Source organism: Nocardia huaxiensis (assembly GCF_013744875.1).
In the GTDB taxonomy this organism is placed as follows: Bacteria; Actinomycetota; Actinomycetes; order Mycobacteriales; family Mycobacteriaceae; genus Nocardia; species Nocardia huaxiensis.
Genome location: NZ_CP059399.1, coordinates 7,098,259 through 7,110,167 on the forward strand (window position 1 = coordinate 7,098,259; position 11,909 = coordinate 7,110,167).

The 11,909-nt window shown below is 67.5% G+C and carries 13 protein-coding genes; 2 read left to right on the forward strand and 11 right to left on the reverse strand.

All coding sequences use genetic code 11. From position 1 onward, the window contains the following. Positions 1 to 80: 80 nt before the first annotated feature. The 5 genes from lepB to H0264_RS32360 all read right to left on the reverse strand — a co-directional run bounded on the left by lepB (position 81) and on the right by H0264_RS32360 (position 6,774). Positions 81 to 839 (reverse strand): signal peptidase I, encoded by a 759-nt coding sequence (lepB, locus tag H0264_RS32340; RefSeq protein ID WP_231084606.1) that lies wholly within the window; start codon positions 837 to 839, stop codon positions 81 to 83. A 74-nt stretch (positions 840 to 913) separates the two neighbouring features. Further along, positions 914 to 1,255 carry a 50S ribosomal protein L19 gene (gene rplS, locus H0264_RS32345; RefSeq protein ID WP_181581058.1) on the reverse strand — a complete coding sequence of 114 codons (342 nt, stop codon included), beginning with the start codon at positions 1,253 to 1,255 and terminating at the stop codon, positions 914 to 916. A gap of 191 nt (positions 1,256 to 1,446) precedes the next feature. Continuing rightward, entirely contained in the window at positions 1,447 to 3,114 is a 1,668-nt protein-coding gene (locus H0264_RS32350) for an alpha-keto acid decarboxylase family protein (RefSeq protein WP_181581059.1), read from the reverse strand. A gap of 84 nt (positions 3,115 to 3,198) precedes the next feature. Beyond that, positions 3,199 to 4,095 (reverse strand): hypothetical protein, encoded by an 897-nt coding sequence (locus tag H0264_RS32355; RefSeq protein WP_181581060.1) that lies wholly within the window; start codon positions 4,093 to 4,095, stop codon positions 3,199 to 3,201. A 249-nt stretch (positions 4,096 to 4,344) separates the two neighbouring features. Beyond that, the gene (locus H0264_RS32360; protein ID WP_181581061.1) at positions 4,345 to 6,774 is read right to left on the reverse strand and encodes a Tex family protein; all 2,430 of its coding nucleotides are present in this window, start codon (positions 6,772 to 6,774) and stop codon (positions 4,345 to 4,347) included. Positions 6,775 to 6,881: 107 nt separating this feature from the next. On the opposite strand from H0264_RS32360, the gene H0264_RS32365 reads away from it, so the two are divergent. Beyond that, positions 6,882 to 7,163 carry a hypothetical protein gene (locus H0264_RS32365; protein WP_181581062.1) on the forward strand — a complete coding sequence of 94 codons (282 nt, stop codon included), beginning with the start codon at positions 6,882 to 6,884 and terminating at the stop codon, positions 7,161 to 7,163. A gap of 349 nt (positions 7,164 to 7,512) precedes the next feature. Then, positions 7,513 to 7,662: a hypothetical protein gene (locus tag H0264_RS32370; RefSeq protein WP_181581063.1), complete on the forward strand. Its 150-nt coding sequence runs from the start codon at positions 7,513 to 7,515 to the stop codon at positions 7,660 to 7,662. Positions 7,663 to 7,795: 133 nt separating this feature from the next. Here the strand turns inward: H0264_RS32370 and H0264_RS32375 are convergent, their stop codons facing one another. From H0264_RS32375 to H0264_RS32400, 6 genes are all read right to left on the reverse strand, one after another. Continuing rightward, positions 7,796 to 8,116 carry a hypothetical protein gene (locus H0264_RS32375; RefSeq protein WP_181581064.1) on the reverse strand — a complete coding sequence of 107 codons (321 nt, stop codon included), beginning with the start codon at positions 8,114 to 8,116 and terminating at the stop codon, positions 7,796 to 7,798. A gap of 115 nt (positions 8,117 to 8,231) precedes the next feature. Next, positions 8,232 to 8,918, reverse strand: coding sequence for a tRNA (guanosine(37)-N1)-methyltransferase TrmD (gene trmD / locus H0264_RS32380; RefSeq protein ID WP_181581065.1), 687 nt, complete (start codon positions 8,916 to 8,918; stop codon positions 8,232 to 8,234). A 5-nt stretch (positions 8,919 to 8,923) separates the two neighbouring features. Next, positions 8,924 to 9,460: a ribosome maturation factor RimM gene (rimM, locus tag H0264_RS32385; protein ID WP_181581066.1), complete on the reverse strand. Its 537-nt coding sequence runs from the start codon at positions 9,458 to 9,460 to the stop codon at positions 8,924 to 8,926. Next, entirely contained in the window at positions 9,461 to 9,703 is a 243-nt protein-coding gene (locus tag H0264_RS32390; RefSeq protein ID WP_181581067.1) for an RNA-binding protein, read from the reverse strand. A gap of 2 nt (positions 9,704 to 9,705) precedes the next feature. Further along, entirely contained in the window at positions 9,706 to 10,152 is a 447-nt protein-coding gene (gene rpsP / locus H0264_RS32395; protein ID WP_181581068.1) for a 30S ribosomal protein S16, read from the reverse strand. 425 nt (positions 10,153 to 10,577) lie between these two features. Next, positions 10,578 to 11,882: an LppU/SCO3897 family protein gene (locus H0264_RS32400; protein ID WP_181581069.1), complete on the reverse strand. Its 1,305-nt coding sequence runs from the start codon at positions 11,880 to 11,882 to the stop codon at positions 10,578 to 10,580. Positions 11,883 to 11,909: the final 27 nt, after the last annotated feature.

Here is an 11,909-nt window from a genome sequence, read left to right on the forward strand (position 1 = left end):
CGCGGCTCTCGGCTCGTGGCGCGCGCAACCCGGACCGCGCCGTTCGCTGTCTTCCCCACCGGTCGATTATCCCGCAGCGCTCAGTTCGTCTGGGGGTCTACCGAGCGGATCGGCCCGATCCGGCTCGGTGGCCAGATCTTGAAGACCGCCTTACCGCGCACATCGGACACCGGCACGGCACCGTCGTACTGGTCGTCCATGTGATAGCGCGAGTCGGCCGACTGGGAGCGGTTGTCGCCCATCACCCACAGGAACCCGTCCGGAATCTTCACCGGCCCGAAGGTTTTCGGGTTCATGTTATTGGCGGCCACCACGTACGGCTCGTCGAGCGGTTTGCCGTCGACCATGACCCGGCCCTGCGCGTCACAGCACTGCACGGTCTGCCCGCCCACCGCGATGACCCGCTTCACCAGGTCGTTCTCATCCGGCGGCACCAAGCCGAAGAACGAGAAGAAGTTCTGCACGCCGCGGACGACCGTATTGTCCGAGCGTGTCGACCGATAGGTCTTGTTCCACGAGTCGGTGGGGCCGACGAACACCACCACATCGCCCGGCTTCGGATCACCGAAGTAGTAGCTCAGCTTCTCCACGTAGATGCGGTCGCCGGTGCAGCCGGCACAACCGTGCAGCGTGGGTTCCATCGACTGCGAGGGAATCACATACGGCCGTCCGATGAAGTTCACGACCAGCGCGGTGATGACCGCGGCGATACCGATCAGAATCGGCAATTCCTGCCAGAACGGACGCTGCTTCTTCTTCGGCTTCTCGGCCTTGCGGCTCTCGTCCCGGCCGTCGTCGTCCGATCCGGGCACCGCTATCGACTCGCTCTCGTCTGCCACCGGAACAGAGTAGCCCGGCACCGCGAACATGCATGCGGTGCCGGGCTACTCGGCGTTCGAAGAGAAAAGCTACTTCAGCGCTTTTCCTTGATCTTGGCGGCCTTGCCGCGCAGATCGCGCAGGTAGTACAGCTTGGCGCGGCGCACGTCACCACGGGTGACGACCTCGATCTTGTCGAGGTTGGGGCTGTGCACCGGGAAGGTGCGCTCCACGCCGACACCGAAGGACACCTTGCGCACGGTGAAGGTCTCGCGGATGCCACCGTTCTGACGGCGGATCACGACGCCCTTGAAGACCTGGACACGTTCCTTGTTGCCTTCGATAACCTTCACGTGCACGTTGACCGTGTCACCCGGGCGGAAGTCCGGGACGTCGCTGCGCAGCGACGATGCGTCGACGAAGTCGAGGGTGTTCATTTCCGTCCTTATTGGAGTTCGCGCGAACAGAGGAACCTGGCGGCAACCCGAAGGGCTCGACCGGTTCATGCTCCGGATAATTTGGGCGGTGCCCGAGCAGCGCTCAAGGCAACCTGTGCATTGTGCCAGACGACGCGAGCAGGCGGTTAATCGGGGTTGCCCAGCTCACGCGGCCCGCTGCCGAGCCCGGCTCAGGACGCGCTGTTGGCCCGGGTGAGCGCCGACGCGATATCCGACACGAGCGGCGGATAGTCCGTCGCTCCGGTCACCACCCGCAAGAATGCGAGCCGATCCTTGGCCTCGGTGGCCGTGTGCACACAATCACGCAGTTCGCCGATCGTGGTGGCGCACAGCGTCAGCACGGAGTCCTCGTCGCCGCCGAAGGCCCGCGGCAGGTCGTCCCAGCGCCAGGGCGCGATGTCGTTGTAGGCGGCGTCGGGGCCGTGGATGGCGCGTTCGATGGCGTAGCCGTTGTTGTCCACCAGGATGATGACGCCGTGCACGCGCTCGCGGATCCAGGTGCCGAGTTCTTGAATCGACAGCTGCGCGGCGCCGTCGCCGATGACGAGCACGGCCCGGCGGTCCGGGCAGGCCAGTCCGGCGCCGAGCGCGGCGGGCAGGGCGTAGCCGATGGAACCCCACAGCGGCTGGCCGAGAAAGGTAATGCCCTGCGGCATGCGCAGGGTGGCGAGGCCGAAGAACGCGGTGCCCTGATCGGCGACGACGATATTGCTGTCGCCCAGCGCCTCGGCGACGATCGGCCAGAGGGTGGCCTGGGTGAGTGGCGCATCACCGTTCGATTCGACGGTGGGGGTGGCGTCAGCGACCACCGGAGTCGTTGCGGGATGGGCGAATTCGCCCGCGATCCGGCTCAGGATCTCCAGTGCGACGGGCAGTGACAGCGGCGCGTAGGTGTCGATGCCGCCGATGACCGTGCGCTCGGGACCGATATCGATGGTCCGGTGCGCGTCGATGCGCTGACTGAATCCGGCGGTGGTGCTGTCGGTGTATTGCACGCCCACGATGACGAGCCGTTCCGCGTCTTCGACCCCGGCGCGCACCACCTCCGGCGATGCCGCGCCCGTGTACACGCCGAGGAAGTTCGGCGCGGATTCGTCGACCAGCGTCTTGCCCCAGGCGAGGGTGGCATGCGGCAGCCTGTGCGTCGAAAGCAGTTCGCGCAGTTCATCGGTCGCGCCGACGCGGTCGGCGAAGACATCGGCCAGGACGGTGACCTGCCGCCCGGACAGGAACTCCCGCGCGGCCTGCTCGAAGGCGGCGCGCGCCCCGGCACTGCTGAAATCCGCGGGTGGGGCCAGCGGCGCGGACGGTCGTGGAACGTCGACCCGTGCGGTATCGGTGGCGAGCATCAGGTAGCCGGGCCGCCGGTGCACGCGCACCGAATTCAGCACCCGGTCGATCTCCTGGCGGGCGTCGGCCGCGCCGAGATCGGCTTGCGCGCAGGTGACTTCGGCGGCGATGCGGCGGAAGTGATGGAAGTCGCCGTCGCCGAGCGTGTGGTGGATGACGCGATGGTTGGCCTGAATATCCTTGGCCGGCACTCCGACGATGTGCACGACCGGGACATGTTCGGCGTAGCTGCCCGCGATGGCGTTCACCGCGCTCAGTTCGCCGACGCCGTAGGTGGTGACGACGGCCCCGATTCCCCGCAGTCGCGCGTACCCGTCCGCCGCGTAGCCGGCATTGAGCTCATTGGCGCTGCCGACCCAGCGGATTCCGGGGTGGTCGATCACGCGATCCAGGAATTGCAGATTGAAATCCCCTGGTACGCCGAATATCTCGGTGACTCCGAGTTCATGCAGCCGATCGAGCAGATAGTCCCCGACGTCGTAGCCCATGGAGCAACCCTGGCACGACACCCATCATCTGGCAATCTTTCAGCAATTGGATAGGTTCGCGCCCTTCCCCGGCGAGCGCCCGGTTCACTCGTCCTGCCGGTCGGCGCGACTGTGCGTGAGCAGCCGATCGGCTACCGATCCCGGCGGAGGCAGTGGAGCCGGCGGGGCCGGAACGACTGTGCGGGCGAGCTCCTCTTCGGCCGCGCGGCGGACGTGAATGACATCGGGCTTCCCCGCGAGCAGGTCCTGCACGAAGATCTTGGCCCGGATGACGGGGCGGCGGTAACGACGTTCCCGGCGAATCGCCCGCTGCATGCGGCCGCGCCGGTTGCCGTAGCGCCAGCGCGCCCAGGGCGCACCCGGGCGACTCAGGCGCAGGGCGCCGACCACCAGCAGCGGCGGGAAGAACATTCCGAACAGACCCGTCCAAATCTTGCCCTTGGCAATGACAATGGCCGCCAGGCCGAGGTTCACGAAGGCGAACACGGCGATGACGATCCGCTCGGCAGGATTGGGGTCGCTGCGGAAATCATTGATGTCCAGCAGCCACAGCGGATGGAAACCCAGCAGCAGCAATCCGGTGACGGCGATGGCCACGAACACCGCATCCACCGAGGTGCGCCCCTGTTCCTCCCAGTACACGTCGCGCAGGTAATAGATGAGCGCGAACTCGTCCAGCACCAGCGCCGCCCCGAGCCCGAAGAACACGGCCAGCCCGCAGATCACCGGCAGACTGCTCTCGTACATGGTGACCAGCCCCGCACCGGAGGACAGCACCAGAATCACGCCGAACACCATGTGATGGATGTGCACATCACCCGCGCACACATTGCCCGGCCACCAGCGCACCTGTTTGCGGATGAGCCGCACGCTGATTCGAATCAGCAGGAATCCGACGATGAACCCGATCAGCAGGCACGCCAGCGGCAAACGGCCATTCGCGATGACGTCCTCGTCCAACCACCGTCGAAATCCCGTCATACCCCTGCCGTCTCCGCCATAGGTCTCCGTGTGCGCGGCTCGGCGCGCACACCATCGGCTACCCAGAGTAGGCGCGCCCACACCGAAGCAGCCTCCGCGCCATTGTGCGCGCACCGAGCGACAGGGTGGTGACCGGAAAGCGACCGCGCGTCGGCGCACAGCCCACCCGCCGTTCGATCGGCCCGGCTACAGCCTGATCCCAGCCGACCGAAGCCGGGTGGCGGCTTATTGCCACCCGGCCGGGGGTCGTTACTTGCCGAATCCCGCGCGACGCAGGGCATCTGCCATGGAGCCGCTGGGCGCGGACTGGCTGCGACGGTCGTTTCCGCCGCGACCACCTTGGCCGCCCTGGCGCTGGCCGCCCTGACCGCCTTGGCGACCGCCCTGGCCGCCCTGGCGGGGGCGGCCGTCGCCGCGGGGGCCGCCGCCCTGGTTCTGGCCGCCGCGCGGACGGCCTTCGCCGCGTTCGGGTTTGGCCGCGCCGGGCTCGTCGTCCAGGCGCAGGGACAGGCCGATGCGCTGGCGCTGGACGTCGACCTCGAGGACCTTGACCTTCACCACGTCGCCGGATTTCACGACCTCGCGCGGATCCTTGACGAAGTTGTGGGACATGGCGGAGACGTGGACGAGGCCGTCCTGGTGGACGCCGACGTCGACGAAGGCGCCGAAGGCGGCGACATTGGTGACGACGCCCTCGAGGACCATGCCGGGCTTCAGGTCGGCGACCTTCTCGATGCCGGCGGCGAATTCGGCGGTCTTGAATTCGGGGCGCGGGTCGCGGCCGGGCTTCTCGAGTTCGCTGATGATGTCGGTGACGGTGGGGACACCGAACTTCTCATCGGTGAAATCGGCGGGCTTCAGCGAGCGCAGGACGGTGGTGTTGCCGATGAGTTCCTGCATGCCGCGGCCGCTGGCGTCGAGGATGCGACGGACGACCGGGTACGCCTCGGGGTGCACCGAGGAGGTGTCCAGCGGATCGTCGCCGCCGCGGATGCGCAGGAAGCCCGCGCACTGTTCGAAAGCCTTGGGGCCCAGGCGCGGAACGTCCTTGAGGGCGGCGCGGCTGCGGAAGGGGCCGTTGGCGTCGCGGTGTGCCACAATGCTTTCCGCCAGCGAGGTGGCGATGCCGGAGACGCGGGACAGCAGCGGCACCGAGGCGGTGTTGACGTCCACGCCGACCGCGTTCACCGCGTCCTCGACGACCGCGCCCAGCGAGCGGGCGAGCAGGGTTTCGGACACGTCGTGCTGGTACTGGCCGACGCCGATGGACTTCGGGTCGATCTTCACCAGTTCGGCCAGCGGGTCCTGCAGGCGGCGGGCGATGGAGACCGCGCCGCGCAGCGACACGTCCATATCGGGCAGTTCCTGCGAGGCGTAGGCCGAGGCGGAGTACACCGAGGCGCCCGCTTCGGAGACCACGATCTTGGTGGGCTTGTTCTCGGGGATGCGCGAGATGAGTTCGGCGGCAAGGGCGTCGGTCTCGCGGGAGGCGGTGCCGTTGCCGATGGCGATCAGCTCGACATTGAAGCGGGCGACCAGTGCGCCCAGCACTGCCAGGGACTTCTCGGTCTGCCCCTGCGGCTTGTGCGGGTAGATGACCTCGGTGGCGACGCACTTGCCCGTCGAATCCACCACGGCCACCTTCACACCCGTGCGATAGCCCGGGTCCAGGCCCATGGTGGTGCGGGTGCCGGCCGGGGCGGCCAGCAGCAGGTCGCGCAGGTTGGCCGCGAACACGTCGACGGCGTCGCGTTCGGCGCTCTGCCGCAACCGCATTCGAGTGTCGATGCCCAGGCTCACCTGGAGCTTGGTGCGCCATGCCCAGCGCACGGTGTCGAGCAGCCACTTGTCGGCGGCGCGGCCCTGCTCGGCGATGCCGAACTTGTAGGCGATGCGGCCCTCGTAGATGGTGCGCTCGCCGTCCTCGGGTTCCTCGGTGTCGGCTTCGAGGTGCAGGGTGAGCACCTCTTCCTTCTCGCCGCGCAGCAGCGCCAGGATCCGGTGCGAGGGCAGCTTGCTGAACGGTTCGCTGAACTCGAAGTAGTCGGCGAACTTCGCGCCCGCCTCTTCCTTGCCCGCGCGCACCGTGGAGGTGATCTGGCCGCGCTCCCACATGAGTTCGCGCAGTTCGCCCACCAGGTCGGCGTCTTCGGCGAAGCGTTCCACCAGGATGGCGCGGGCGCCGTCGAGCTGTTCGGCGTCGTACTGTGCGGGATCGGTGGTCGGGTCGTTCAGCAGTGCGTCGGCCACCGGCTCGTGCCCGGCCTCGCGCGCGATCTGCGCCTTGGTGCGCCGCTTCGGCTTGAACGGCAGGTAGATGTCTTCCAGGCGGGCCTTGGTGTCGGCCAGCATGATCTGCGCGTGCAGCTCGGGGGTCAGCTTCCCCTGCCCGCGAACCGATTCGATGATCGACCCGCGCCGCTCGTCCATTTCCCGCAGGTAGTGCAGCCGCTCGTCGAGCGTGCGTAGCTGCGCGTCGTCGAGCCCGCCGGTGACCTCCTTGCGGTACCGGGCGATGAACGGCACGGTCGATCCGGCGTCCAATAGCTCGACGGCCGCGCGCACCTGTCCCTCGCCCACGCTCAGCTCATCGGCGATGCGCCGGCTCACGCTGGCCAGGCGGACAGTGCTCTCGGCACCAGTGGTCTCTGCGTTGACGGTTTCGGAGGCTGTCGTCACGCCCGCAGACACTACCGGCGCGCGATGACGGGGTGGTGACGGACTCGGCGCAGTATTTCGCCACACCCTCGAGCAGGGGCGTGTCACTGAGCTGACAAGATCGGCATGTGCGTTCTCCGACCTCGACAGATCAGCCCTGGCGGCGCGCGGCAGCTCTCTCGCTGCGGGCTTTGGCGGCAATCGGTTTGGTGGCCGGTGTGGCCGCGTGCGATTCCGGCACGGCAGTGCAGAATGCCGCCGAGCCGGCCGTGCCGAATCTCGATCTGCCGGCCGTCGAGTCGCTGCGGATCGGCGCGCATGATGCGATCGGCACCACCGCGGACGGGCTCTACCTGGTCGCCGATGGTGCGCTCTCCGGCGCGGACCCACTCACGGGGAAGACGAAATAGGCTGTGCGGCGGCCGGATACCGCGCCGGAGAAGAACGGGGTCTGGATCGCGGACGCCGGACATGTGCTGACGGTGAAGTGGCAGAACCAGCAGGGCCGGGTGGCGTACGCGGCCGATTCCGGTCGTGAACTGTGGTCGACGCCGTCCGATGAATGGTTCGAAACCGACGATTCGAACAATCATTTCGTCCGTTTCGACGCATACACCGGCGCGCAACGCTGGTCCGTCGACCCCGCTACGCTCGGGTGCGCGATGCCGCTGCCGGACATGGCCGCACTGTGGGCCTACGCGGAAGGGCGGTTTCATCAATTGGCTTGTCACCCTGGATCTTCGGTCCGGCGAGCGCACCGTGGTGCTGGGTCCGGGCGTCACGGCGCAGGGCGAGGAACCCACCCGGCGCATGGGCGTCGAGCGGCTCTCGGGGCTGTTCACCGTCGAATCATGGGGTGCGCTGATTCCCGGCAAGAACGGTGAATTCGCCGTCATCCCAGCCGAATAGCGCGCCGTCGGGTGAGGTCGCCACCTCGAACCCGAGGCGGTCAACCGCCGACAACGAAGCTCGCGGCAGCCCCGTGGGCGCGATCGTCAAGGGCCGCAAGGGCGAGTTCGTTGTCCTACCGAGGCGATAGCGGTCAGGGCTCGAGCATGCGGCCCGGGCAGTAGGCCAGGATGTCGATTTCGGTGGCGGTCATGCCGTTGAGGCCGACATTGGTGGCGGGGTGCTGGCGGTCGAAGGCGATGAGGGCCGTTTTGCGGCCGGGGGCGCGTTCGATCTCGGTGCAGGTTTTGTGGCCGAGGCTTATCGAAAGCTGTTTGTAGGCATCGGATTCGCGTTGTTCGTCCAAGAGGGCGAAGCGGAGTTCGTCCTGTGGGGTGAACGCGTGGGCGACCGCATTGCCGAATCCCAGCATGGCAGTGGCGACGATGCCGACTGCGAGGGCCTGACGAAGCACTTCCAACCACCTTTCAACCCGGAGTGATGTCTGATCGCTATGAGCAGCGTCCGGAATCTATCGGGTTGGGGGCGGAAAGGGGAGAGCTGACCGCGAATGCGTCCGGGATGTCCGGTTACTGCTCGTCGGGGAGCAGGTCGGGGCGGCGCTCGCGGGTGCGCTGGAGGGACTGCTCACGGCGCCAGGCGTCGATCTTGGCGTGGTTGCCGGAGAGCAGGATTTCGGGAACGTCGAGGCCACGCCAGGAGACCGGGCGGGTGTAGGACGGGCCTTCCAGGAGACCGTCGGAGAACGAATCCTGTTCGTGAGATTGCTGATTGCCGAGCACGCCCGGAATCAGACGGACGAACGCCTCGGTCATGACGAGCACCGCCGCCTCACCACCGATGAGGACGTAGTCGCCGATGCTGACCTCTTCGACGCGCACCCGGCGGGCTGCGTCGTCGAAGACGCGCTGGTCGATGCCTTCATAGCGGCCACACGCGAAGACGATGTGCTTCTCGGTGGACCAGCGTTCGGCGGTGCGCTGGGTGAAGGGGACACCGGCGGGCGTGGGTACGACGAGCAGCGCTTCGTCGGGGCACACCGCATCCAGGGCATCGCCCCACACGACAGGCTTCATGACCATGCCCGGCCCGCCGCCGTACGGCGAATCGTCCACGGCCTTGTGCACGTCGTGCGTCCAATCGCGCAGGTCGTGCACGCCGACCTCGAGGATGCCCTTGTCGATCGCCTTGCCCAGCAAGGCCGTTCGCATCGGCTCGAGGTATTCGGGGAAGATGGTGACGACGTCGATACGCATCGCGCTCACTCCGCGTCCAGCAGGCCCTCGGGCGGATCGATGACGATGAGCCCGTCGGCGATCGAGACCGTGGGCACCATCGCAGTCACGAAGGGCACCAGGATCTCTCGGCCCGCGGGCGGGAACGCCTCGGACGCCTTGATCGAAAGCAGTTCTCCCGCAGCGGAATGCAGGACTTCACGCACGGTGCCGACCACGGTTCCGTCACCGAGTTCGACGCGCAGCCCTTCGAGCTCGTGGTCGTAGTACTCGTCCGGATCCTCCGACGGCGGCAGGTCCGCGGTGTCGACGACGAAGAGCATGCCCCGCAACGCATCCGCGGCCGTGCGGTCGTTCACGCCATCCAGACGCAGCAGAAGCCGGCCCGAGTGCTCCCGGGCCGACTCCACTTCGAACTTCTGCGTCTGCTTGGCGCGCGGCAGCTTGCCCGTGAGGGTGTTGCCTGCCGCGAACCGCAGTTCCGGCTCGTCGGTGCGGACTTCTACGACGAGTTCGCCACGCACACCGTGCGATTTGGCGACCCGACCGACGACCAGTTCCATCTACTGGTCCGTGTCGACCACGTCGACGCGAATACCCTTGCCGCCGATACCGGCGACGAGGGTGCGCAGCGCGGTCGCGGTGCGACCACCGCGACCGATCACCTTGCCCAGATCATCCGGGTGCACGTGCACCTCGACCGTCCGGCCACGACGGCTGGTGATCAGCTCGACGTGGACGTCCTCCGGATTGGCGACGATGCCGCGAACGAGGTGCTCGACGGCATCGGCGACTACGGCGCTCATGCTTACTCGGCGGCTTCGGTGGTGGCCTCAGCGGCGTCGGCCTCGGCGGCCTCTTCCTTCTTGGCGGCCTTCTTCTTCGGGGTGACGGCCTCGGCGACCGGCTCGTTGTCGGCGGCGGCCAGCGCGGCGTTGAACAGGTCCAGCTTGGACGGCTTGGCGGCCTTCACCTTCAGGGTGCCCTCGGCGCCCGGCAGGCCCTTGAACTTCTGCCAGTCGCCGGTGATCTCCAGCAGACGCTGCACGGGCTCGGTCGGCTGGGCGCCGACGGACAGCCAGTACTGGGCGCGCTCGGAATCGATCTCGATCAGCGAGGGCTCTTCCTTCGGGTGGTACTTGCCGATGGACTCGATGGCGCGGCCGTCACGACGAGTACGGGCATCGGCGATGACGATGCGGTACTGCGGGTTGCGGATCTTGCCCATGCGGGTCAGCTTGATGCGAACAGCCATGTGCTGTGCCTCTTTCAATTGGTTGGTCACGGCCGCAATTCAGCAGCCCACGCGGGGTGGGCCCGGTTTTGCGTTGAGTGTTGTGACCGCCGCGCGGTACGTAACCGGAGACGGGCTGACACTGTCCTCGGAGGAGGACGGTCGTCCATTCTGCCAGACCGGTCGCGGGCGAAAAAATCGCCCCTTGCCCGGACACGCGGACAGCCCACCGGATTTCCGATGGGCTGTCGGGTACGCGCGGACGCGGATCAGTGGCGCGAGCTGCCGCCCGAACTCCCGGACGTGAGCAGCTTCACGATCAGTCCGGCCAATATCCCGGTCAGCAGCCCCTCGACGGAACCCATGGTCTTCACCTCATCAGGTCGATACGACAAACATGTGAAGCATGACCGATTCACTTGCTTCGCGGGGCGGAATCGCAAACGTCACCGGCGGGCCAGACAGATCGTGAGACCCGGCGTCACCCCCGGGGCATACGAGAGCTTCGCGGGAGTCTCGCACTCGGCATTCTCGGAATCGATCCGTTCGGACACCACATACTTGGCCGCCGGATCCGAGCAGTCGACCCGGCGGGTGCTCGACGCCGACCGCGACGCGGTGTTGTCACTGCCGAGGCACTCACCGACCACCGCGTACAGCGAATTCTTCTGATCGGCCGGCCCCATGCACACCAGCAGCACGAAATCGGTCTTGTCGCTCGAGGTCGTGAACGCCGCGTTCGCCCCGCGCACACCCGAACACTCCGGTTTGGCCGGTTGCTCAGTGCGGGTCTGCACCGACAGCACCCTGGCCGACGCGCCCGCGTCGGTGCACGCGACCAAGGCCATGGCATCACGCGACGCGCAATCCCCGACCTGTGCGTTGTCCATATCCTTCGGATCGGTGGGCACCGCGCAGACGACCACCGCCCGGAACACCAGCGACGCCTGCGCGAACGCCAGCCGCGCCGCGGCAACGTCCTTGCACGCCTGCGAATTCACCGGCATCGGATACGGATGCACCTCGACGGCAACCACTTTGGCGGGCAACGATGTCGAATCACACGGCACCGAGGTGATCGAGTCACCCGCACCCTTGACATCCACACAGTCGCCGGGCAGCAAAGCGCCGGGATCGGTCTTGTGGAACCGCGTCGGCGCGAGACACAGCACCGTGTCCGCCTGCGCGGGCGCGGCGACGGCCTTGGTGGCATCGTTGTAATCCCGGCACACCGACTCGATCGGGAGCACGAGATCCTCGCGGCCCACGATGCGGTACAGCGATTTACTGTCCGCACAACCGTATTCGACCGGGGTCGCGGCCTCCAGCGACACACAGTTGCCCACCGGAAAAGCGACCGGCTCGTCCCGCGTGAGCACCCGCACCCCGATCACCGCCGACACCCCGAGCACGATCACCGCCACCAGCGCGGCCCACACCCACCCCCGCAGCAGCGGCCGCTTCCCGTCCGCCGGCACCGTTCCCGGCGGAATCTGCCCCTGCGGGAACAGATTTCCCTGCCCCGGCGGCGGATACGTCACCGGCGCGAACAACCCCGCGCCCGGGTTCGGGCCACCGGACGGCATCCCGGGCGCACCCTGCCACGCGTGCCCACCGGCCGGAATCTGTTGCGACGGTTCACCGGAGGGCATTCCGGTCACGCCGTGCGAAGGGCCGGGCGGGCGCTGCCAGTAGGCATCGGCGGGCGGCTCTCCCGGCCGCTGGGTACGGTCGTTCGACTGGTCGTGCAAGGTTGTCCCACCCCGGTTCTCGGTATC

Bases quoted from the DNA above. Each gene is read 5' to 3' on its own strand.
- rplS (WP_181581058.1), bottom strand. From the start codon at position 1,255: ATGAACACCCTCGACTTCGTCGACGCATCGTCGCTGCGCAGCGACGTC.
- trmD (WP_181581065.1), bottom strand. From the start codon at position 8,918: ATGCGTATCGACGTCGTCACCATCTTCCCCGAATACCTCGAGCCGATG.
- H0264_RS32350 (WP_181581059.1), bottom strand. From the start codon at position 3,114: ATGGGCTACGACGTCGGGGACTATCTGCTCGATCGGCTGCATGAACTC.
- rpsP (WP_181581068.1), bottom strand. From the start codon at position 10,152: ATGGCTGTTCGCATCAAGCTGACCCGCATGGGCAAGATCCGCAACCCG.
- rimM (WP_181581066.1), bottom strand. From the start codon at position 9,460: ATGGAACTGGTCGTCGGTCGGGTCGCCAAATCGCACGGTGTGCGTGGC.
- H0264_RS32390 (WP_181581067.1), bottom strand. From the start codon at position 9,703: ATGAGCGCCGTAGTCGCCGATGCCGTCGAGCACCTCGTTCGCGGCATC.
- H0264_RS32355 (WP_181581060.1), bottom strand. From the start codon at position 4,095: ATGACGGGATTTCGACGGTGGTTGGACGAGGACGTCATCGCGAATGGC.